This is a genomic window from Balneola sp. EhC07 (assembly GCF_001650905.1).
Classification (GTDB): domain Bacteria; phylum Bacteroidota; class Rhodothermia; order Balneolales; family Balneolaceae; genus Balneola.
Genome location: NZ_LXYG01000004.1, coordinates 43,548 through 66,608, shown reverse-complemented (window position 1 = coordinate 66,608; position 23,061 = coordinate 43,548). Strand labels below are relative to the sequence as shown.

Here is a 23,061-nt window from a genome sequence, read left to right as displayed (position 1 = left end):
TTTATTTTAAATGGATTTGCAGATTTCTCTGTCAGCAAGCTCCTTAGAAATGACAAAGTTATCAGCCTCTATTGATCATTGACAAAAATAGTTCTTCATCCAATATCTCTACACCTAGATCCTGTGCTTTAGTAAGCTTGCTCCCGGCAGATTCACCTGCTAAAACGTAGTCTGTGTTTTTACTTACAGATGAAGCGGTTTTTCCTCCATTTTTTTCGATGAGCTCTTTAGCTTCATTTCGGGAGAGTGTGGGTAATGTACCCGTTAACACAATTTTTTTCCCTTCGAGGATATTTGATGCCAGTTCTTTTTCTTCGATTTCAAACTGTAGTCCGGCAGACTGAAGCTTTGCAAGGATCTTTTGGTTTATCTCATTGCTGAAAAATTCAATCACAGATTCTGCTATGCGCGGTCCGATGGAGTCGACACCAAGTAGTTCATCTTCAGTAGCAGATTGTAAATTTTCTAATGTTTTGAATGCCTCAGCAAGATCTTTTGCTACTGTTTTGCCTACAAATCGAATTCCAAGTGCGTAAAGTACTTTTTCGAAAGGTTGATTTTTGCTGGATGCAATTCCGTTAATCAAATTCTGTGCACTTTTTTCAGCCATCCTTTCCAAGGGAATGATGTGGTCGATAGTAAGATCATAAAGGTCGCCGTAATTAGAGATCAATTTCTCTGACACCAGTTGATCAACTACAGATTCTCCTAAACCTTCTATGTCAAGGGCGTCACGAGCGGCAAAGTGTTCAATTTTTATGCGCACTTGTGGAGGACATTCAGGATTAATGCATCTCCAGGCTACTTCTCCTTCGTATTTAATGAGTTGTGCATCACAGGCGGGACAAGTTTTAGGAAACTCAAATTCCTTCGACCGATCTTTTCTATCCGGATTTACTACGCTTATTACCTGTGGAATGATCTCTCCGGCTTTTTCCACAACAACAGTATCGCCAATTCGGATATCTTTACGATGAATTTCGTCTTCATTGTGAAGAGAAGCACGCTTTACTGTAGTTCCGGCCAACAAAACAGGTTCCAGTTCCGCAACGGGAGTGATGGTTCCCAATCGGCCAATCTGAAGGGTGATATCATTAATGACGGTAGTCGCTTGTTCAGCTTCAAATTTATAAGCTATAGCCCATCTGGGAAATTTAGAAGTACTTCCAAGTTGATCTCTTAAATGAGTTTGATTGATTTTAATAACCACGCCGTCAGTTTCATACGGAAGTGTGTGACGGAGTTCATCCCATTCTTTAATTACTTCATGAACCTCAGAGATGGACTTACACACTTTTGGGTACTCGTTAGCAGGCAACCCAAATTCTTTTATGAGTTCATTTATTTTGTCTTGAGTGAGTGAAGCTTCTTCTTCATCGAACAACAGGTCAAATGCGAAAAAACGAATTGGGCGCTGGGAAACAGCTTTGGGATCCTGCATTTTCAGAGAACCGGCAGTAGAATTACGAGGATTGGCAAAAGTGCTTAACCCTTCTTCTTCTCTTTTCTGATTTAAGCGTGCAAAAGCTTCACGTTCCATAAAAGCTTCGCCTCGTACTTCAACAACATCCGGGAAATTTCCTTTTAGTTGAAGGGGAATATTTCGAATGGTGCGTACATTTTTGGTGATATCATCGCCTTTTTGGCCATCACCCCGTGTCGCTCCTAAAACGAGTTCGCCGTTTTCATATCGAAGTCTGAGAGAAGCTCCGTCAAATTTTAGTTCAACAAGATATTCATAATCCGAATGCTCCAGAATTTTCTGAACTCTTTTGTCAAAATCATTCAGCTCTTCTTCATTATAAGTGTTATCCAGGCTCAGTAAAGGAACCGGATGTTGAACCGCCTCGAAAGTTGAGGAGGTTTCTCCACCTACTCTTTTTGTCGGGGAATTGGGATCATGAATATCAAACTCATTCTCCAGAGCTTCTAATTCCTTTAGCTTTTCATCAAATTCTTTATCGCTCATAAAAGGCTGAGCGTCGTTGTAGTAAGCTTTATTAGCTTCCCGGAGCAGATCTTTTAGCTCCTTAACACGTTTCTGAGCCTGATCTTTATTCATGAAAAACTAAAATTGAATTCTGTAGATGATGCTGTCCGGAGCGGCTACCCCAAGGTTTGGAGGGAAGTTGTCTGTTGAGTTTTGTTGGTACTCAGGTGCACTTAAAATTTCTCTCGTCAGAACAATAGAATCAAAATCCGGATCAAAGTGATTTTGGCGAGGATTATTGATCACATTTCCATTATACATCAGTAAAAAACGGGAGTATTGACCTCTGACCCTAAGGCTGTCTGTAAAATCAAAATAATACGCTTCACCCTGGTCCATCCAAAAAGGATTAGTTCGATTATTAAAGTCACTGGTTACACGAACAGGTTCCAGTTTATCATATGCAGCATAAAGAACCACTGTCAAGGTTTCAGGAAGCACGAAATTTTCGGAAGTATTCAGCGAGTTGTTGTCTTGAGAATTATCATCTACAGTTGTGGAGTCTCCGGGAATTGCAAGTACATCCTGATTTGATGGCACCGGATCTTGTATAGAAGTTGGCGGTTCCGACGCTTCTTCTGAGGAAAACATATCAATGAGGTTTCCACCATAGAAATATCCAAGAGTACCAAGGGTACCAATTATCAGAATTATAATTAATAATAAACCAATTTTAGAATTTGCAGGAGAAGCATAGACTTTCTTGCTCATATCCGCCCAATTGATGGTATCAACCGTTGGTCGGGTAGTTTTTGGTTCTTCTTTAATTATTTTTTCATTGCTGGAATCAATTTCTTCCTGATAAGTATCAGTTTTAAGTTCCTCTGAATCAATGCTTTTGTCATTGTCTACTTTCACTTTATCCTTCTTGAGGCTGTATGCTTCTGATAAAGTTTCGGGATTTATAAGCTTGATCAAGTCATGGTCATAGGTGTCCTTCTCAGTAGATTCCAATGCAGTTAAAATATGAGCATCAGAAATCTTCAGGGCTTTGGCATAAGACCGTACAAAGCTGCGTAAATAGGTTTTACTTTCGCTTGAACTCTTAAACAGAGTGTCTTTTTCGATAGAATTTAAGGTATGTACAGGAATCTTAGTTATCTCAAAAATATCTTCGAGAGTAAGATTTTTTTCTTTCCGTATGGTTTCAAGATCGCTGCCCAAAGACATAGTAAAACGGCTTAATTATTTCCTTTTGTAATTGTTGAAGCAAACTAAGTAATTAAAGTAGACAGCAAAAGCAATATTTGTTAATTAAAATGAAATTTATTGGAACAGGTAATTAACTATATCAGAAGTTCGATTTCAGAATTAATGTTTCCGAAAGTATGTGCTATTTGTGGCTTTTCGCTTTCTAAAAGACAGAATTTTATATGTAATGATTGTTCTCAAAATAGATTTGAGCGCGCAGTTAGCGGCAGAGCAGAAAGAATAAATTTACCTGAATCTGTAGCCGGACGATTTGCTTTATGGCAATTTGATAAAGGTGGATACCTACAAGATCTCCTGCATAAGTTGAAATATCATCGGTTAACGGGAGTGGGAGTAGATCTCGGCGCAATTTTAGGAAACACCATAAAAAAAGAACAAATACTGAAATCTTTCAACGCTGAGAACACAAGCATTTTACCGGTGCCGCTTCATCTCAAAAAAAGAAAACTCAGAGGCTTTAATCAGGCTTTTTTTATTGCCAAAGGTTTTTCAGGAAAGATGAAGTATGATATTCTGAAGAAAGGAGTGGTAGAGCGTGTTAAGAACACAAAAACACAAACCGGATTTACACTTAATAAAAGAAGAGAAAATATAGCCGGGGCTTTCAAAGTTGTACAAAAAGAAGAGATTTCCGGGAAAAACATAATAATTATTGATGATGTATTTACAACCGGAGCAACTGCATTTGAATTGGTAACTGAGTTAGAAAGAGCTAAAGCTGGTAAAATTTTTATAGTAACTGTAGCTCAGGCATGAATTCGGTTATTGTTTAGGCTATATTTGAAAAATGAGTAGAACGGCATCTAAATTTGAATGGAATATGGTGGAACTGCCTGACGGGATCACCACATCAAACGGGAACTGGTATCATACAACCAGTGAAGCAATTCAGCAATATATTCCCGGTTTGTTGAAAAAACATGAAATCGGAAAAATTATAAAGAACGCAGATCACTGGGTTGGTAGTTGTAATGGAATCTCTCTCATTCTTTATTTGGTTCTCGTTTTACTTGGTGTTGATGCTTTTTTATCTGCGGGAATCGCTTTGCTTTTTTTCCTTTTTTGGTATTATAACACAAGCGCATTTGTAACTCCTGTTTTGAATGCAGTGGCGAGGTTATTTCATTTTGATGGTTTCTTATATGTTGCTACAGCCGCTTCATTGATCTACTTATCTATGCAGGGCGTTCTAACGGCTACTTGGGTTGGATTGGGGCTTTTCTTTCTTTTTAAAGTAGGATTGCTAAAAATGTTGCTCACCTGGATATCATCAAAAAGAAGTGCACAAAAAGCTACTCATCAGGACAGAATTCTGAATATGCTATTGTTGAGGTACGGAATCAAAGAAGGACTTTACTCCGGAAACATTCAAAGTATGCAGGATTCACTTTTCAAGACGGTAAATTATCACAAGACAAGAAAGAAGAACAAGTGAGAAATTTATTTTGTGTAAGTTTTTGTTTACTTGTTCTCGTCGGTTGCTCATCAACTGTTTCTGTAGTTTCTAAGGATGCGAGTGTACGAACGGTATCTTTGACTGCATCTGAAGTTGAGCTTGGAAATACATCGAAGTGGTTTTCTGAGGATGCGCAAGAAAATATTCTTGAACTCAATTTACCTGATGAGATTGGAAAACGAATTTTAAGTCAAGTCATAACCGGATATAAAAACCAAACAGGGGATTTAGAATCGGCTGAGAGTACAGAATCTTCAGATATTATTTTTGATATAAAAGAGATCAGAGTAAGAAGAGGACGGTTTACTTTTAATTTTTTAAAACCCGGACCTGTTTATGTAATGAAAATGAAAGCCGATGTTATAATTAATGGTGAAATAGTATCGTCTGAAACTAAAAAAACTGTAGTTAATATGGCCTCAGTCATTTTTCCTGAAGATCCGATCAAGTTTATGAAGCCAAGTGAAAAAAGAATTACGGAATATCAGGTAGAAACTTTCAGGACAGGGCTTAGAAAAATGTATCAAAGTCTTTATTTCGATGCGTTCGATATCTCACTCAGTTTATGAAACAACTGTATATAATTCGTCACGGAGAAACCAGATTCAATAGATCTCATTTGATGCAGGGGAGAGGTATCAATGCATCTTTAAATGATACGGGGCGCAAACAGGCCGATGCAATCAGTATTTATTTGAAGGATAAACCGGTTTCCAAAATTGTAACCAGTAGTTTAAAAAGAGCTAAGGAATCCGCTGAACCTCTGTGCAGGTTATTCAACTTGAAACCGGAAGCATATACAGAACTCGATGAGATGGATTTCGGGGATCTAGAAGGTAAATCATTTGATGAAGTTAAATCAGACTTGGTTCATTTGCACGAAAGTTGGAGTTCCGGAAAACTTGAGATCGGCCCTAAAAATGGAGAGACACCGATCCAGGTTTACAAACGAGCCAATTTAAAAGTCGAAGAGATCCTGAAGTTGTCTGATGATGAGTGTATAGTATTTATGCTTCACGGAAGGTTGATCAGGATTCTTCTTTCAGAATGGTTGGGCTTGGGTTTGAAGAATATGCATCAGATCGAACATCAAAATGGAGCAATAAATACACTTACATGGACAGAAAGTGGTTTTGAAGCTGTGGATTTGAATGTTACGAGTCATTTGCTGCTTTGATTTCAAGCAATTTCCGGTAAACCACATTTAAACTATACTCATTTCTATGGTCAATCTTCCTTATCTTTGTATGCTTGAAACCATTGTATGAAAAGGTTGGTTTTATAGGAACAGAATAAATACGATCAATAGAAATTATGAGTGAAAAAGTAAGATCCATGTTCGCGGATATAGCCAGTGATTACGATCGGGTTAATACCGTCTTATCATTTGGAGTGCATCATGCCTGGAGAAAAAAAGCGATACTGGAAAGCGAAGCAAAAGAAGGTGATCATGTACTGGATTGTGCTACAGGAACAGGTGATCTTGCAATCGAATTTAAAAAAGCCGTTGGTGATTCAGGATACGTGATGGGAACAGATTTTTGTGCACCTATGATCGATCCGGCTCCTGCAAAAGCAGAAGAGAAAGGTCTCAAGATAGATTTTGAAGTAGCTGATGCTATGGATCTGCCTTATGAAGACAGTAGATTTGATATTTCAAGCATTGCTTTCGGTATCAGAAATGTGGATGACCCAGTGGTTGCATTAACAGAACTTGCCCGGGTAGTTAAGCCGGGAGGCAGAGTTGTTGTACTGGAATTCGGACAACCAAAAGGAATTTTAAAGTTCCCATATAATTTGTACAGCCAACATATTATGCCTGCTGTGGGAGGTTGGTTAAGTGGAAACAGAGAAGCTTATACCTACTTACCCCGAACAAGCGCTACCTTTCCTGCCGGGAAAAAGTTTTTGAAACTGATGAAGAACTCAAAGTCATTTTCTGAAACGAAAGCAGTTAAATTAACAGGTGGAATTGCCTACGTTTATGTAGGAGTTGTACAATAATTGTATATTCACGCACTTAAAAATTAAAGAAAACACATGCATATAGAAGACATTAAGAAAATTCTCCCACATCGCTACCCTTTCTTATTGGTAGATCGTGTGTTAGAAACCACTGATGAAAAAATTACGGCTCTTAAAAATGTGACGGCAAACGAAGAGTTTTTTAACGGACATTTTCCGGGACAGCCAATCATGCCGGGCGTTCTTCAGGTAGAAGCACTTGCACAAGCCGGAGCAATTTTGCTGATGACCCAAAAAGTTGAAGATCCTGAAAATTCGATCATGGTATTTACCGGAATCAAGAATGCAAAATTCAGAAAACAAGTAGTTCCGGGCGACCAATTAAAACTGGAAGTTACTTTGGGACAAATGAGAAGAAATTTTGTTGTGATGACCGGAGTTGCTACCGTTGATGGCGAAGTAGCTTGTGAAATAGAAGCATCAGCAGCAGTAGTTCCAAAAAACCAATAATTATGAGTACTAATACTTCTGATCGTCCTGCAAAAATAACCACACAAACTGTTGTGGAGATGAAACAACAAGGAGAGAAGATCTCTATGTTGACTGCCTATGATTTTACAATGGCTCAAATCATTGATCAGGCAGGAATTGAGATCATTTTAGTGGGCGATTCAGCAAGTAATGTAATGGCTGGTTTTGAAACTACCGTGCCTATGACCTTAGATCATATGATCTATCACACATCTTGTGTAGTACGTGGTGTTGACAGAGCGCTGGTGATCGCGGATATGCCTTTTATGAGTTATCAGGTTACTGCAAAAGAAGCACTGATCAATGCAGGACGTATGATGAAGGAAGCGGGCGCCCATGCTGTGAAAATGGAAGGAGGAAAGCCCATCATTGATACAGTAAAAAAGATCGTGGACGCCGGAATACCGGTAATGGGCCATTTGGGATTAACGCCACAGAGTATTTACAAGTTCGGAACTTATAAAGTGCGAGCAACGGATGAAGAAGAAGCTCAGGATCTGATCAACGATGCTAAACTATTGCAACAAGCGGGATGTTTTTCGATAGTGCTTGAAAAGATACCTGCAAAGTTAGCGGAACGAGTTTCCAAAGAGTTGGATATTCCAACGATAGGTATTGGAGCCGGAGCCGGATGTGACGGACAGGTTCTTGTTCTTCATGATATGCTGGGATTGAATAAAGGATTCAATCCACGGTTCTTGCGACGCTATGCCGATCTGCATTCAAACATGACAGACGCTGTTCAACAATACATTTCTGATGTAAAATCTAAAGACTTTCCAAACGATGAAGAGCAATACGGAGGCTCATGAGTAATTCCAAACCATTGATCTTAGTTTGTAATGATGACGGAATTTTCTCCCCGGGAATAAAAGCACTTGCAGAAGTAGCTTCAGAGTTTGGTGAAGTTGTGGTTGTAGCGCCTGATCGACAACAAAGTGCTGTAGGACATGCAATTACCATGTCGGTGCCCTTACGGGCTAATGAGATGACCGTAGCGAAGAAATACAAAGGCTTTGCTGTTAACGGAACGCCTGCAGATTGTGTAAAACTCGCTCACGGTAATCTATTGGATAGAAAACCTGATCTTGTTTTGAGCGGAATCAATCATGGTAGTAATGCGGGTATCAATATTTTATACTCAGGAACCGTGAGTGCAGCTACTGAGGGAACTATTCTTGGATATCCGTCTATTGCCGTAAGTTGTACAGCTTATCCGGAACAGGCTGATCTGAAAGGCGCTCAGGAAGCAGCGCGCAGAGTAGTAAAATTTGTGCTCGATAAAGGACTTCCAAAAGGAGTGACTTTGAACGTAAATGCTCCTGAAGGTGAATTCAAAGGAATTCAATGGAGCAGAATGGCGGACAGTCGTTATGTGGAAGAATACGAAGATCGTGTAGATCCTTTTAATCGTGCATACTACTGGCTAACCGGGCAGTTTGAGTTGCTGGATGAAGGCAATGATTCTGATATCCATATTTTGAACGAAGGAAATGCAACCGTTACTCCAATTCAATATGATCTTACTGATTACAATTTGTTGAAGGAGTTTGGGGAAGAGGATCTGTAATCATTGATTGTGTTGTCATTTCGAAGGAGCCTGCCGACTGAGAAATCTAAAGGTCGTTTTTTAAAACAAATTTTTAGATTTCTCACAACCGTTCAAAATGATAGTATCTAAAAATCTCCCTTTGAAGGGAGATGATCAAGTCGACGGTTTTCGGCTTGTTTTAGGACATGATTTTGAATCTATCTCCTTTTAAAAAAATCTCAAGAGGGAAGATTTAAAAGAGGAAGCAGGAGCTTCCGAATTGCATTCCGAACGAGACGTTCGGAACGAGGTTTAGAATTAATTCATCATTGAATATTCATTATTCAATATTCACTAAAATCCTTTCTCTTTCAACATTTTCAGCACTTCCACCCAGAAGTCATTATAAATGGGTTTGAATTCTTTGCTTACCTGGACATTGATCTGGTGCATGTGCGATAACGGAACCGTTCCAAGGTGTTCTCCCCATTGGGCACTTTTTACAGATACAAAGGAATCATTTGCTTCTTCTTTTGCAAAGATCTGATTGTTCTGAAACATGAATACCGGGTTGAGGGAAAAATCAGTTCCTTTACCGACGGCTGCGCTGTACGAGAAATACGGAAATCCTTCCACATCAGGAGTTTTGGGATTGAATTTTTCCTGAATGTATGATCGACACAATTGTTCAACAGAACTAAGTACCTGACTTTTTTCGCTCGGATACACATTATCACCAAACCAATCTACTAAACCGCTTAGTTTTTCTGTGATGATTTCGGGTGTCTTCAGAATCAGATCTGCAAGAAAAGTACCACGATGAGGGGTTGCTAAGGTTGTTAACGAAGCAACTTTATCAGCAATTCCGAGGTGAGTTAAAGCATAACGCATATCAAGTCCACCCATGCTGTGTGCCAATACGTTTACTTTTTCAAATCCATGATCGTCGCACACTTTGTTGATCAATCGAACCCAATTCTTGGCTCTGGTTTCAATAGAAGCATACGGAACTACATTTGGTGCAAAGGCAATTACTCCGTGCTCTCTCATCAACATAGCAGGATCGTGAAGGGGAGAGGGTTTCATCAACGAACCCAAAGCTCCGAAACCATGACACAAAAACATAGGATACTTTGTCTGAATGATATCAGGTTGCGTAAATTCCTTTAGCTGTAGCCTTTTTATCAATGCCGGAGGATTACTCTTTCCCATTACTCACTTTCTTGTTTAGGTTCGGTGGTGATCAATCTGATCGTGCTTCTTATCGTCCCGTTATCATAAATATAGATATTCATATCCCTTTCAGGAAAAAGGACTTTAGCCGGTGATTCGATCTTAAGCTTTGAAAGCGTTTGATGCAAAGAATAATGAAACATCGTTTTTGAAAAAGCAGGATGAACAGGAACTCTGTATACCGTTCGGGTAAAATTGGAGTCGACTTCAATATCGTATCTTCTGAAGTTTGCGCCAATGGATGGTTCCTGGCTCAGTGCCGAAGCGATCAATGAATCTAAGTTTTCAGATGCACTGTAATCTATAGCTTTATGTGAAGGAGTAGCCACTAACATCACTGAGCTTACTATACAGGATAGTGCGAGAAGAATGGTAATTAATGGTCGTCGTTTCAAAGCTAAGATGATTTGTTGTGTAGAAGCTAAGGAAGTTTAGGTGAAATAGGAATCACTGATTGCGCTGATTTTAGTAACTGACGATGTCAGTTTGTTGATTTACGCTGATGGAGATCTATTCAGGGTAAATCAATCAAATCATAAAATCAGCCATAAGTGTAATGATTGCTCCTACGGAGCCGTCGATTTTATTACGTTCTTGCTCCGCCAATAATTCTAAAGGTCGGTGTAGTTGGAAGCTTTTTCTGAGATTACAATAAAATCTATTAACAATAAAAAAGCCCGACTCAACTTAATAAATCGGGCTTTGAGAAAAAGAATAATTATTCTTTAAAAAGATGGCACTACATCATTTCGATACAGTGTATCAAGTAGTGTTACGGCTACCATCAGAATAAAGAATGCAAATGCTCCAATAAGAAGCATGGTATTAAATTTAGTATCCCAGTACAGGTTCATGAAGAAAGCGCAAACTAAGAATGCTTTTCCGAATGCAACTGTAAGTGCTACAACAACATCAAAAGGAGCCGGAATTTCTACATAAGAAAGTCCAACTGTTAAGATGGTGAGGAGTGTTAATGCTATACCGATCGCCCAAAGTTGGCCGGCAGATGAAACGTGATGTTCGTGATGATTGTGTTCGCTCATTGTTTTGTCCTCAGATAATATCATTCAATTAAGTAAAGTAGCGGGAATAGGAAGATCCAGATCACATCAACCAAGTGCCAATACAGACCAACCATTTCAACCGGAGTGTAATACTCGCTGCCAAATTCATTTTTCTTAGCGCGGATGTATATCCAGATCATCAAGCCAATACCAACAATAATGTGAATGGCGTGAATTCCTGTCATTACATAGTAAATGCTAAAGAATACGTGAGCTAACGGGTGATCGATTCCTTCGTAAGTATACAATTCTGCACCCGGCCAGATCCCAATATGTAATTTATGAGAATACTCGAAATACTTAATCAGCAAGAAAACACAAGCTAATGCAATAGTGATCAAAAGATTGATTTGCAATCCTTTGATTTGATTTTTTTGAGCAGACCGAATAGCCATCGCAACCGTTAAACTACTACCGATAAGAACCAGTGTGTTAACTGCTCCCCAAACAGTGTTTAACTCTGTTGCTGCTTGTGTAAATAGATCCGGGTGCCATGCTCTGAATACGATGTAAGCACAAAATAAACCGCCAAAGAATAAGATCTCATTAACGATAAATACCCACATCCCCATTTTTGCTGCATCAAACTGCTGATCAGAGTCCACGAAGTGGTGCTGAAGATGAGCAGGATGTGCCTGTGAATGATTTGACATTTAGATTTCCGTGTGTGTTTTATTAATTAATTTCTTTTTAGCCTAAACTGTAGTTTTTCCACTGCTCACGTTCCTTATCAACAACTTCTTTGGCTGTTTCGGAATCATGACCGTTGGTGTCTACCGCTAACCCTAACTGGAATTCTTCCATCGGCTGGTGGTAGTCGTAAGGACCATGAATTACTACTGGAGTGTGATCAAAGTTGTGGAAGTCAGGTGGTGATGTTGCCTGCCATTCCAATCCGCGACTTCCCCAAGGGTTTGCCGGAGATTTTGCTCCTTTGAACAGAGAGTGCATCAGGTAGTAGAGGATGATTAGGAATCCAACGCCCAACAAGTAAGAACCAATTGTTGAAGTTTGGTGGAAAGCTGTGAACTGATCTACATAGTTGTAATATCTTCTCGGCATTCCTTGTGCTCCCATCACAAACTGCGGTAGGAAGGTCACGTTGAATCCAACAAAAATGAATACAGAAGCTATTTTAGCAAGCTTTTCATTGTACAATTTTCCGGTCATTTTTGGCCACCAGAAATGTAATCCTGCAAGCAGTGCGATCAGTGTTCCACCCATCATAACATAGTGGAAGTGAGCAACTACGTAGTATGTATCATGCAAGTGAATATCTACTGAAAGCGCACCAAGCATAATTCCTGTAAATCCACCAATGGAGAATAAGAACAGGAATATAAATACATAGATCATAGGCGTATCCATTTTAATGGAGCCTTTATATAAGGTCGCGATCCAGTTAAAGATCTTAATACCTGTCGGGATACCTACCAAGAAAGTCAGGAATGAGAATACGGTAGTTGCTACTGCAGATTGTCCTGAAGTAAACATGTGGTGTCCCCACACAAGGAAACCGATGAATGCAATCGCTAAAGAAGAAAGTGCAATCGCCCAGTAACCGAATACTGTTTTCTTAGAGAATGTTGAGATCACTTCTGAAATAATTCCGAATCCCGGTACGATCATGATATATACAGCAGGGTGGGAGTAGAACCAGAAGAAATGCTGGAACAGAACCGGATCACCACCAAGAGCAGGATCAAAGATTCCAAAACCTAACCATCTTTCCATTGTTAACAGAAGAACGGTGATTGCAAGTACCGGAGTTGCCAATACCTGAATAATGGAAGTAGCATACAGTGCCCATACATTCAAAGGAAGTTTTCCCCAGGTAATTCCCGGAGCTCTCATTTTATGGATGGTAGTAATAAAGTTAGTTCCCGTCAGGATAGAGGAGAATCCAAGTATAAATACCCCCATGGTTACCCAAATCACACTACTGGAAGATTCTGTACTATACGGAGTGTAAAAGGTCCAACCCGTGTCTAAACCATGTTGAGCTAACGCAATAAAAGTAAAAATTGCACCGGCTACATAGATGTAAAAACTGGCAAGGTTCAGTTTTGGGAAGGCTACGTCCTTTGCCCCGAGTTGCATCGGCATAATGAAGTTACCTAATGCTGCAGGAATTGAAGGAACCAGCACGAAAAATACCATAATGGCTCCGTGCAGGGTAAATAACTGATTGTATGTATCTGCCTCAATAAAAGTTTTAGCAGGGGTCATCAATTCAGTTCTAAGTAGAAGCGCTAATGCTCCACCAACTGCAAAAAAGATAGCAACGGCAACCAAATACATGATCCCGATCTTCTTATGATCTACAGTAGTCATCCATGCCCAAACACCTTTTTCATCTGTGAGATAGGTATTGGAAGGATTATCAGATGGTTTAAAGCGCTGAACTTTTAGAGTTTTTTTATTTGATACTTCAGCAGTTGCCATATCACTTAAGCGTTTTTAGATATTCGATGATATTGGTGATTTCTTCGTCAGAGATTCTTCCTTCATAAGGAGTCATCACGTTATCGTAGCTTTCTACGATCTTAGCACCGGGATTTAAAATTGATTCGCGCAGATAGTTTTCATCTACGGTTACGGTAGAACCATCTGAAAGAGTTTCTTCGCTTTCCCAAAGTCCTTTGAAAGAAGGTCCGATCAGTCTTGAACCGTCGTCAGAGTGGCATGTAGTACAACCCTGAAGCTGAACCAATTGCTCTCCTTGTTCAACAGGTGTTCCTGAAACTCCGCCGCCATTCTTTTCAAGCCAGGTTTGGAAGTCTTCTTCAGTATGTACGATTACTTTTGCAAGCATATCAGAGTGCCCGGTTCCGCAATATTCCGTACAGAATACAATGGATTCTCCGGCTTCTTCAGCTTCAAACCAAACGTAAGTGTAGCGCCCGGGAACAACATCATGCTTTACACGATAATCAGGTACAAAGAAAGAGTGAAGTACATCTGAAGATTGAAGAACGATCTTTACCGGTCTGCCTTCAGGTACATGAATTTCATTAAGGGTTTGAGCACCATTGTCATATTTTACATTCCAGCCCCATTTAAAACCGTTAACCTGAATTTCATACGCATTATCAGGAACAGATTTAAGGTTTAACCAACCGGTGTATCCCCATCCAAAAATCACAAAACAAATCAGGAGTGGAACCACTGACCATGTAATTTCCAGAGTATTGTTATGAGTAATTACCGGAGTTTCATCATCTTCAGATCTTCTGCGATATTTGATCGCAAAATAAATGAGAGCGATAGTGATCCCGATCAAAAGAACGAGACTCACTTCATTGATAAAATGAAACAAGGCATCGGTGCTGTCGGCTGTAGGCGATTTCGCCTCAGGAAGCATGAATTCGAACAGTCTGTCCATTAGTTATAGTCGAAGTTTTGTGATTGTTTTTTACGTCTTTCCCGTACCCAAAAAAGGGTGAGAAATATACCGAGAATTATTAGAGTAGCCAAGCCCCCAATCTTCATAATATTCATGGCAACCGGCACATAGCTGTTAGAATCAGGATCGTATTGATAGCAGTACATTAGAATTTTATCAACAGTACTGCCAATTTTACCATCGGCGGATTCGAACAAAGCATTTCTTGTATCAAATTCGTTGTATTTAATGCCGTAAAGATAGCGAGTGATCTTTCCTTCAGGGCTCAGCATAATAATAGCTGCACTGTGCGCATATTCTCCGGTTCCCTGAACTTCGTTGTATTTGAAGCCCACAGCATCAATTACTTTGTCAATCTGAGGTTGTTTACCGGTTAAAAAGTACCAGCCTTCTTCAGCATTTGTATTAGTAAGTTTGTTGATGTACTTACTACGATATTCTTTTGCCATGTTGTGGTCTTCCAGTGGGTCAATGCTGAACGATATAACCAGATAATCTTTTCCGGGCTTCCATGCCAGTTCATCAACAACATCAATTACACCATCAACAACTAAACCACAAAGCATCGGGCATTCATAATAGAGAGGATTCAGAATTACAGGCTTTCCTTCTTCGAGTAAATCGCCTAAACGGATGCTATCACCTTCAACGGTGGAAAATTTTGCATCAAGAGGAATAATATCTCCGAGTTTCTCCTCGATGCCTACGTCTTGCAGCGCTTGCGAAGTACCCGTATTACTACTCTGGGCAAAACTTCGAAATGGAAGTTGAAGCACTGCAAACAAAATAAATGCTAACAGTGCAAAGCGTCTCATAAAATTAATTTTCAGCTATCTTATTAATAGCCTGATCAATTGGTATTCTGTATGTTCCGTTTTCCAGATCAACAACACCATAGCTATTCAGCGTTTCCGCATCCTTAGCTTTCAATTCTTTTATTTCGGAAAACTGACTATTTACAGCAGCTTCGTTTTGTGCATCAAACCAGCTGGCCTGAGCAAACTGTATCAATCCATAAATAATTACAACTACCAGACCTGTTCCAAAAGTGGTCCAGAAGAAAAGCTTATTATAATTCAGGTTATCATCGTTAACTCCGTGAGAAACCGCAGCTATAAGGAGCTCATCTTCTGTTTCAAGATTTACATTTTCTCCGGATGCGTGATGGTGACCACTATGAGCGTCTTGACCTTCTTCAAAAATTGTTGCTGAATTTTCTTTTAGCTGAGATACCCAATCTAAAACTTGGTCTGTTGATACCCCTTTTACTTTAGCAAATTCTTCAAGATCCCCTGCAGAGAGATTTAAGGCTTCAATAGCTACTTGTGCTTTAAATTTTGCGTTGTGCTTAGTCGACATAGATCAACAATTAATGATGATAAGATTTTGATAAACATTCGTCCATTTTAGGATCGTTTTGCGGGATCATGCTTTCTTTTTTGAACTTGTTAAAGAACAAACCAAAGAACATTCCACCTAATCCTAAAAAGGTAGCGATATCAATCCAGCTGAAATGAAGACCATGAGCATCTCCTGCATGGTTAGCCGGCATTGAGATCCAGTAAATTTCTAAAAAGTGCATAACCAGAACAATTACGGATACTAACCCTAACATGAAACGGCTGCGCTTAGCTTCTCTGTTGATGAGAAGTAAAAATGGTAGAGCAAAACGGAAGATCAATAATCCGTAAGCGATGTATTCAAATCCGCCTTCCAATCTGTTATAGAACCAAAGAGTTTCTTCCGGAAGGTTAGCGTAATAGATCAGTAAGAACTGACTAAAAGCGATGTATGCGTAAAATACAGTGAATGCAAAGAACCATGCGCCAAGATCATAAATATGTACTTGCTTGATGGTGTCTTTCAAAATTCCTTGTCTCTGAAGGAAGAATACCAACAAGATCATTACCGGCCAGAAAGCCTGGAAGTTGATCGCAAAGAAATACACACCAAACATTGTTGAGAACCAGTGTGGATCAAGGGACATCAACCAATCAAAACCCGCAAATGCAACAGAAAGCGCGAACAACGGAATACCGGGAGCACTGATCTTTCTCATTAGCGTAGTCATGCCCCAATCGCTGGTTTTGTCCATTTCAACAGAAGCTTTGTACAGTTTGTGACCTAACCATCCCCAGATCGCAAAGTAAATAACCTGACGAACAATGAAGAAAGTTTGGTTTAAATAAGCTGATTTACCGTAAAGAATCTTATCAAACTCAGCACTTGCTTTGTCAAAAAGTTCAGGATGAGTCCAGTGGTAAAGATTGTGCATTCCTAAAAGAACCGGAATAAAGAAAATAGCCCAAACCCAGATGTTGGAAGAAAATACTTCAAAAAAGCGTTTAAAAACGGTTCCCCAACTGGCTTTAGTAATATGGTGCAACATTACTGTGATCAATGCTGAAAGGGAAATGCCTGCAAAAAAGGTAAAACTTACGATATAAGAAAAGAAAAACTGATCAGGTTGTAAGAAATAACCGATAAAACTGGCGATCAATCCTGCAAATCCAAGTCCAAAAGCAGCACGTGGTATCATGCTGTTTTGCGGGAATTCGAGAGAATCTGTAATAGTTGGCTTATGACTCATTGTAATGTATTAAGCTATTTTCTTAGTTATCACTCAGTGATTTTATGTATAGAACTAGTGATTCAATTTCTGTGTCAGACAAGTAATCGTAAGGGGCCATAACTCCTTGTTCATAACCTTGTGTCTTTTTTGCTCCGGGAGCTACAATGGATTCACGAATGTATGTCTCATCTTTTGTGATAGAGATCGTATTTCCTTCTGCATCAATACCCTGAGCTGTACTTCCAAATAATCCTTTCCAAGTTGGTCCAATTCCGCCTTCAGCACCATCTTCATTGTGGCAAGTTCCACATGCATACTGTCCAACCAATTGTTCACCCATTTGTACAGAAGCTTCAGTTTCCTTTTCAGGTTTGCGAGCTTCAGCAAGAGCTGCTAAACGCTCTTGTTCAGCTTTATATTCATTTTGTAGCTCATTTACATCAACATCATAGTCGTTGATCTCATCTTCACTAACATTTTGACTAGCCTGAAGCGCTCTGATGTAGGCTACAATTGCCCATCGATCTTCAACTTTAATTTGAGTTGCGTAAGAAGGCATCGTTCTAACACCATTATAGATAGCAGAATAAATTTCTCCATCCGGAGCTTCTCTTAAACGGTCCTGATGGTAAGTAGGAGCCGGAACATAACCGTAATTTCCGGTCATGATAATTCCATCACCTGCACCGGTTCCGCCGTGACATACTGAACAATATACATCGTAACGCTCTTGTCCTCTGTAAAGCAATTCTTTAGTAACTTCTACAGGGATGTCGGCGATCCATTCTCCGTTTGCGTCAGTACCTTCGTAGTAAGCAACATCAGATTTCAATAATCCCCGAGCTATGGTTCCTTCCACAGGTTGACGCATAGAGCGCTTGTCTTCAAAAAACTTGTTTACTTCCTGAGCTTCCATTCTGGGTTGCTGATCCATGTTCATGTTAGGATGAACAGGAGGTTTTTCAGAAATCTGCCCACGGCATGAAGCGAAAACCAAAGCAGCTCCACTTAAACAAGCCATTTTAAGGATATTCTTAGCGGTCATTAAAGAAGTTATTTCATTCTTGTTAGTCATATACTTCCTCTATATGTGTTGCTCCGGCTTCTTTAAGCAATTCTTTCACTTTTTCTGTTTCGAAAAGAGAGTCTTCAGCTTCAATACAAATGAAGAAGCCGTCGTCAGTAGCTTTTTTAAATCGGTCAACGTTAAAAAGAGGGTTATTCAATTTCGGAAGTCCATTTAGGAAGAACATTCCAAATACAGCACCAAATGCTGAAAGTAATACTGTTAATTCGAACGTGATCGGAACCCATGCAGGCGCATTGAAAAAAGGTTTACCACTGATATTCATCGGATAATCCATTACAGCCATGAAATACATCATGGTCAGCGCTCCACAAAATCCTACAAGACCATGACCAATTACGATCCAGCCCAGTTTAGATTTCTTCAGGTTCATTGCCTTATCAATTCCGTGAATAGGAAAAGGGCTGTAAGTATCAAATTTATTGTAACCTGATTTCACTGTTAAAGCAGCTACATCATATAGAGCTTTCGGATTCCGGAACTCGCCCAGAATGCCATGCAACTTTGGTTGCTCTTCGATTTTCTTTTTAGCTGGTGCACTCATTATTTATGCCTCCACAGCTTTAGGAGTTGGAATTTCAACTTTAGGAGCTTGATAGTCATGATTCTCATCATAATTGTGCGGATCGGCCTGCGGAATTACCATCTTAACTTCTGCAAGAGCGATCATCGGTAAAAATCTTAAGAATAACAGGAACATCGTAAAGAATAATCCAAAGGTTCCTACATAAGTGAGAATATCCCAAATTGTCGGGGAGTAATAATCCCAAGAAGAAGGTAGATAATCATTTGCGAGTGAAGTAACCGTAATTACAAATCGCTCGAACCACATACCGATGTTTACTACAATCGAGATGAAGAAAGTAAACCCAACGCTTCTTCTTAGCTTCTTGAACCAGAAGAATTGAGGAGATAACACGTTACAAGTCATCATTGCCCAGTATGCCCATGCATAAGGTCCGGTTGCTCTCAATAAGAAAATTGCTTTTTCGTACTCAACGCCACTATACCATGCAATAAAGAACTCCATCATGTATGCAAAACCAACCATTGAACCCGTAACCATAATTACAATGTTCATTTTCTCCATGTGGTCGTCTGTCATGATGTCTTTCATGCCGTAGATCTTTCTGGCAACGATCATCAGGGTTAATACCATTGCGAAACCGGAGAAAATTGCACCGGCAACGAAGTAAGGAGGGAAAATAGTGGTGTGCCATCCCGGAATAAGTGAAACGGCGAAGTCAAAGGATACAATTGTGTGTACAGAAAGTACAAGAGGCGTTGCTAATCCGGCCAGGATCATATACGCTTTTTCATAATTCCACCAGTGACGGTTACTTCCTGTCCAGCCTAAAGAAAAGATTCCGTAAGCGTATTTTCTGATTTTATCAGTAGCTCTATCTCTGATCGTAGCCAGATCAGGTACTAAACCAACATACCAGAATAAGAAGGAAACTGTGAAGTAGGTAGAAACAGCAAACACATCCCAAAGAAGGGGAGAGTTAAAGTTTGGCCACATTGCCATTTGGTTAGGAACCGGGAATACCCAGTAAATAACCCAAATACGCCCAACGTGAATGGCAGGAAAAACCCCGGCACACATTACGGCGAAAATAGTCATTGCTTCAGAGAAACGGTTAATGGCAGTACGCCAATCCTGTCTGAAAAGGAATAATACAGCAGAAATCAAGGTTCCTGCGTGACCGATACCAACCCACCAAACAAAGTTGATGATTGCCCAACCCCAACCTACAGGATTGTTTAGTCCCCAGACTCCGGTTCCTTCCCAGATTAGGTATCCTACTGCAATTCCAAGTACGGCGAGCAAAGCATTTGCTCCAATCATTGCCAGATACCAACCTTTTGGAGTTGGTCTTAAGTTTATATCAGTAACCAATCGTGTGAGGCTGGCAAAATCATGATCGCCTTTCACAAGAGCGGGTTCCGGTACGTAATCGTATTTACTCATGTTTGGAATTATTCCTGATTAAATTCTTATGCCAAAACTGGGTTTGGGTTTCTTAATTTAGCTATATATGAAGTTCTTGGGCGTGTATTCAGTTCTTCAAGCATCTGATAATTACGCTCATTTCTCTTCATTTTAGCGACTTCACTATTTTCGTTGGTCAAATCACCAAAGTAGATCGCATCTGCAGGACAAGCTTGCTGACAAGCCGTTTTAACAGCACCTTCAGCAGGTTTTGGAGAACCTGTTTCGATCTTAGCGTCTATTTTAGCTCTGTTAACTCTTTGAACACAGTATGTACATTTCTCCATAACTCCACGGAAACGTACAGTTACTTCCGGATTCATCGCCATTTGGATAATATCTGGTTCTGCTCCGGTTGTTAAAAACTCTTTAGGGAAGTTGAAGAAGTTGAATCTACGAACTTTGTAAGGACAGTTATTTGCACAATAACGAGTACCAATACAACGGTTGTAGGTCATCTGGTTCATTCCGTCTTCACTGTGCGTAGTTGCCGCAACAGGACAAACTTGCTCACAAGGAGCCATTTCGCAATGCATACACGGAACAGGCTGATGAGCTGTCATTGGAGCATCAGCATCTTCGCCTACATAATATCTGTCGGTACGAATCCAGTGCATCTCGCGACCGCGATTCACTTCTTTTTTCCCGATTACCGGGATATTGTTTTCGGATTGGCAAGCAATCACACAAACACCACAACCAAAACAGGAGTTAAGGTCAATAGCCATTCCCCATTGTGGTTCAGAATCCGGATATGTTTGCTCATCAAACAGTGAAATCGGCACATCTTCGCCTTTTTCAGCAGCTTCTTTCATACCAGGTACTTCATAAGTATGGTAGCTTTTGAAAGAAGCGTAGTCTGGGTTCGATTTATATTCTTCTAAAGTAGCCATTCTGTAAAGATCACGACCTTCAAGGCTGTGGTGATCCTGAACACAAGCGATTTCATAAGTGTCGCTTGTTTTACTAACAGAACCTTCAGATACAAAATGATTTCCAATTAAAGGATAAGTATCAACTCCACCGGTTGTGTAGTCGATGTAACGATTGGCAACACGTCCAATTCCGTCACGTCCATAACCAACGGTTAGTGAAATACTGTTATCAGCATGACCGGGTTGGATCCAGGCTGCGATCTTAATAGTCTGTCCGTTTGATGTGATCTCTACCACATCTTCATTTTCCACATCTAATTGCTTAGCTGTAGCAGGACTCATCGCCGCTACGTTATCCCAAGTGATCTTAGTCATTGGGTCAGGAAGTTCCTGCAACCATGCGATGTTTGCAAAACGACCATCATATAAAGTAGAATCAGCTCTTACTGTAATTTCAATTCCTGAGATCGCATTGTCTTTGCCTGTATCAGGTCTGAAACTGTTTGAAATGCGAACGTTAGCTTTGTTAAATCCTGAATTAGTGTCAACGCCATCATGCAGGAGTTGAGCCCACTTAGATTTAAAACCTGAGCTGTAAATATTTTTCCAAGTATTTTGAACAAGATCGTATCCGGATGTCATTTCTCCGTTCACAATAATGTTCAAAGTCTCGATGTCACTAAGACCGTTATATAAAGGCTGGATCTGAGGCTGAATTACTGAGCGAACACCACCATAAGAATGACCGTCGCTCCATGATTCCAGATAAAAAGCCTTATTAATATGCCATGAAGCCTTTTTCGAAGTTTCATCTACATAATCAGAAAGATGAATCACTTCCTCAACGTTGCTTAGTGCATTTTCAAAATCTTTGTTTTGCGCAGAGAATACCGGATTCGTTCCTAGCATTACTACCGTATCGTAACCACCATTTTTCATTTTTTCAACAGTAGCGTTGAAAGCTGAAGTGGACTCTTCATCCAGATGAGGAACTTCAAGGTAGTTTACAGTATTTCCGTCGTTACCTAATGCTTTATTGATCGCTGCTACAACAGCGTGTGCGTTAGCAGAGTGATTGTTTCCAACAGAAACAACAGATTCGCCACGGTTAGCAATCAATTCATCAGCAAGAGCAGAGATCCACTCATGATCGCTGAATTGATTCGAATAACCACTAAAAGCATTCAATCCTGATACTCTGCCTGAAAGCGCTGCTGCAAGTGCATGAGCAAAAGCATCAATTTCACTGGCTTTTAATCTCAGGCGGTGATCTGCATAAGAACCGGTTAAAGAATATCCGTTCTCAACAGCGTAGATTCTACTCATGGAATCATTAGTGCTGGTAACTTTACGAGCAGCACTGATCTGCTTTCCGTATTCCACACTGTTTGGATGTGTACCATTTAGTACATCATCATCAAGAGAAACAAAAACGTTTGCTTTAGAGAAATCGAAATGAGCACGAAGTCTTCTGCCAAATGCCTTTTGAGTTCCTTCCAGAGCATTTGATTCGCCGAATGGTTCATAAGTGACCCAATCAGCATTACTGAATTTATTTAAAGCCTGAGCTTTTAGTCCTGATAAAGTAGGAGAGGAGCTGGCTTCTGAAATAAAGGCGATATTCTTACTTGTATCAGCGAAATGCTTCTTAGCAAAATCAACAAAATCGTTTACAGTAGAATCAGTGCCTTTTCTTAAAACTTTCTTTGATCTGTCCGGATCATACATTCCTAAAACAGAAGCCTGATGGAAGATACTTGTTCCTCCGTGGCTACCGGGATGCATGTCATTTCCTTCAACTTTTGTAGGGCGACCTTCATGGTTCTCAACTACAAGTCCGGTTAAACTTCCCTGAAACGGCATTGCGGAAGCATAAAACAATGGTACGCCGGGTACGATGTCTTCCGGTTGTTTAGAATACGGTAATATTTTTTGAACAGGACGGCGAGCAAAATCACAGCTTGCCAGTAATACAGCAGAACCCATAATTGCAAGAAATCCACGACGTGAAAATCCATCTGACAACTCTGAAGCATTTTCAGGGAACTCACGTTCAACAAATTTTTGATATTCCTGGTTCTTAGCTAGTTCGTTTAAGCTTTTCCAGTAAGTGTTTTGTTTAACTTCGCTCATTAGATGATGTATA

At 40.0% G+C, this 23,061-nt stretch carries 23 protein-coding genes; 8 read left to right on the top strand and 15 right to left on the bottom strand.

Annotation, left to right across the window (positions count from 1 at the left end):
* Positions 1 to 61: 61 nt before the first annotated feature.
* The gene (gene ligA / locus A8B79_RS02930) at positions 62 to 2,062 is read right to left on the bottom strand and encodes an NAD-dependent DNA ligase LigA (protein ID WP_066217754.1); all 2,001 of its coding nucleotides are present in this window, start codon (positions 2,060 to 2,062) and stop codon (positions 62 to 64) included.
* A 6-nt stretch (positions 2,063 to 2,068) separates the two neighbouring features.
* The gene (locus A8B79_RS02925; RefSeq protein WP_066217753.1) at positions 2,069 to 3,160 is read right to left on the bottom strand and encodes a helix-turn-helix domain-containing protein; all 1,092 of its coding nucleotides are present in this window, start codon (positions 3,158 to 3,160) and stop codon (positions 2,069 to 2,071) included.
* Positions 3,161 to 3,259: 99 nt separating this feature from the next.
* On the opposite strand from A8B79_RS02925, the gene A8B79_RS02920 reads away from it, so the two are divergent.
* The 8 genes from A8B79_RS02920 to surE all read left to right on the top strand — a co-directional run bounded on the left by A8B79_RS02920 (position 3,260) and on the right by surE (position 8,724).
* Positions 3,260 to 3,958 (top strand): ComF family protein, encoded by a 699-nt coding sequence (locus A8B79_RS02920; RefSeq protein WP_235603536.1) that lies wholly within the window; start codon positions 3,260 to 3,262, stop codon positions 3,956 to 3,958.
* 31 nt (positions 3,959 to 3,989) lie between these two features.
* Positions 3,990 to 4,637 carry a hypothetical protein gene (locus A8B79_RS02915; RefSeq protein ID WP_066217752.1) on the top strand — a complete coding sequence of 216 codons (648 nt, stop codon included), beginning with the start codon at positions 3,990 to 3,992 and terminating at the stop codon, positions 4,635 to 4,637.
* Complete coding sequence (locus A8B79_RS02910; RefSeq protein ID WP_066217751.1) at positions 4,634 to 5,227, top strand: hypothetical protein; 594 nt, start codon at positions 4,634 to 4,636, stop codon at positions 5,225 to 5,227. Before A8B79_RS02915 ends, A8B79_RS02910 begins: the two co-directional genes overlap by 4 nt.
* Positions 5,224 to 5,835: a histidine phosphatase family protein gene (locus tag A8B79_RS02905; protein WP_066217747.1), complete on the top strand. Its 612-nt coding sequence runs from the start codon at positions 5,224 to 5,226 to the stop codon at positions 5,833 to 5,835. Before A8B79_RS02910 ends, A8B79_RS02905 begins: the two co-directional genes overlap by 4 nt.
* Before the next feature lie 137 nt (positions 5,836 to 5,972).
* Positions 5,973 to 6,662 (top strand): bifunctional demethylmenaquinone methyltransferase/2-methoxy-6-polyprenyl-1,4-benzoquinol methylase UbiE, encoded by a 690-nt coding sequence (gene ubiE, locus A8B79_RS02900; protein ID WP_066217745.1) that lies wholly within the window; start codon positions 5,973 to 5,975, stop codon positions 6,660 to 6,662.
* 36 nt (positions 6,663 to 6,698) lie between these two features.
* Positions 6,699 to 7,133 carry a 3-hydroxyacyl-ACP dehydratase FabZ gene (gene fabZ / locus A8B79_RS02895; protein ID WP_066217742.1) on the top strand — a complete coding sequence of 145 codons (435 nt, stop codon included), beginning with the start codon at positions 6,699 to 6,701 and terminating at the stop codon, positions 7,131 to 7,133.
* A 2-nt stretch (positions 7,134 to 7,135) separates the two neighbouring features.
* The gene (gene panB / locus A8B79_RS02890) at positions 7,136 to 7,966 is read left to right on the top strand and encodes a 3-methyl-2-oxobutanoate hydroxymethyltransferase (protein WP_066217740.1); all 831 of its coding nucleotides are present in this window, start codon (positions 7,136 to 7,138) and stop codon (positions 7,964 to 7,966) included.
* Positions 7,963 to 8,724, top strand: a complete 762-nt coding sequence (gene surE, locus A8B79_RS02885; RefSeq protein ID WP_066217738.1) for a 5'/3'-nucleotidase SurE — start codon at positions 7,963 to 7,965, stop codon at positions 8,722 to 8,724. The genes panB and surE overlap by 4 nt, the downstream gene beginning before the upstream one ends.
* Before the next feature lie 315 nt (positions 8,725 to 9,039).
* Here surE and A8B79_RS02880 read toward each other — a convergent pair whose 3' ends face one another.
* The 13 genes from A8B79_RS02880 to A8B79_RS02820 form a co-directional block, all read right to left on the bottom strand.
* Positions 9,040 to 9,897, bottom strand: a complete 858-nt coding sequence (locus tag A8B79_RS02880; RefSeq protein ID WP_066217736.1) for an esterase/lipase family protein — start codon at positions 9,895 to 9,897, stop codon at positions 9,040 to 9,042.
* Positions 9,897 to 10,313 (bottom strand): hypothetical protein, encoded by a 417-nt coding sequence (locus A8B79_RS02875; protein WP_153038330.1) that lies wholly within the window; start codon positions 10,311 to 10,313, stop codon positions 9,897 to 9,899. Before A8B79_RS02875 ends, A8B79_RS02880 begins: the two co-directional genes overlap by 1 nt.
* A 330-nt stretch (positions 10,314 to 10,643) precedes the next feature.
* Positions 10,644 to 10,961 carry a cytochrome C oxidase subunit IV family protein gene (locus A8B79_RS02870; protein ID WP_066217783.1) on the bottom strand — a complete coding sequence of 106 codons (318 nt, stop codon included), beginning with the start codon at positions 10,959 to 10,961 and terminating at the stop codon, positions 10,644 to 10,646.
* Between the two features lie 20 nt (positions 10,962 to 10,981).
* The gene (locus A8B79_RS02865) at positions 10,982 to 11,635 is read right to left on the bottom strand and encodes a cytochrome c oxidase subunit 3 family protein (protein WP_066217731.1); all 654 of its coding nucleotides are present in this window, start codon (positions 11,633 to 11,635) and stop codon (positions 10,982 to 10,984) included.
* Positions 11,636 to 11,672: 37 nt separating this feature from the next.
* Entirely contained in the window at positions 11,673 to 13,427 is a 1,755-nt protein-coding gene (ctaD, locus tag A8B79_RS02860) for a cytochrome c oxidase subunit I (protein ID WP_066217729.1), read from the bottom strand.
* A gap of 1 nt (position 13,428) precedes the next feature.
* Positions 13,429 to 14,367, bottom strand: a complete 939-nt coding sequence (gene coxB / locus A8B79_RS02855; RefSeq protein ID WP_066217727.1) for a cytochrome c oxidase subunit II — start codon at positions 14,365 to 14,367, stop codon at positions 13,429 to 13,431.
* Positions 14,367 to 15,203 (bottom strand): SCO family protein, encoded by an 837-nt coding sequence (locus A8B79_RS02850; protein ID WP_066217724.1) that lies wholly within the window; start codon positions 15,201 to 15,203, stop codon positions 14,367 to 14,369. The genes coxB and A8B79_RS02850 overlap by 1 nt, the downstream gene beginning before the upstream one ends.
* 4 nt (positions 15,204 to 15,207) lie before the next feature.
* Positions 15,208 to 15,747 (bottom strand): hypothetical protein, encoded by a 540-nt coding sequence (locus A8B79_RS02845; RefSeq protein WP_066217723.1) that lies wholly within the window; start codon positions 15,745 to 15,747, stop codon positions 15,208 to 15,210.
* A gap of 10 nt (positions 15,748 to 15,757) precedes the next feature.
* Positions 15,758 to 16,978, bottom strand: coding sequence for a hypothetical protein (locus A8B79_RS02840; RefSeq protein WP_066217722.1), 1,221 nt, complete (start codon positions 16,976 to 16,978; stop codon positions 15,758 to 15,760).
* Positions 16,979 to 17,000: 22 nt separating this feature from the next.
* Positions 17,001 to 18,035 (bottom strand): c-type cytochrome, encoded by a 1,035-nt coding sequence (locus A8B79_RS02835; protein WP_235603534.1) that lies wholly within the window; start codon positions 18,033 to 18,035, stop codon positions 17,001 to 17,003.
* Positions 18,028 to 18,591, bottom strand: a complete 564-nt coding sequence (locus tag A8B79_RS02830) for a DUF3341 domain-containing protein (protein ID WP_082894040.1) — start codon at positions 18,589 to 18,591, stop codon at positions 18,028 to 18,030. Before A8B79_RS02830 ends, A8B79_RS02835 begins: the two co-directional genes overlap by 8 nt.
* 3 nt (positions 18,592 to 18,594) lie before the next feature.
* A complete protein-coding gene (gene nrfD / locus A8B79_RS02825) occupies positions 18,595 to 20,019 on the bottom strand; it encodes an NrfD/PsrC family molybdoenzyme membrane anchor subunit (RefSeq protein ID WP_066217719.1) in 1,425 nt (474 codons plus the stop codon).
* A 26-nt stretch (positions 20,020 to 20,045) separates the two neighbouring features.
* Positions 20,046 to 23,048: a TAT-variant-translocated molybdopterin oxidoreductase gene (locus tag A8B79_RS02820; protein ID WP_066217718.1), complete on the bottom strand. Its 3,003-nt coding sequence runs from the start codon at positions 23,046 to 23,048 to the stop codon at positions 20,046 to 20,048.
* Positions 23,049 to 23,061: the final 13 nt, after the last annotated feature.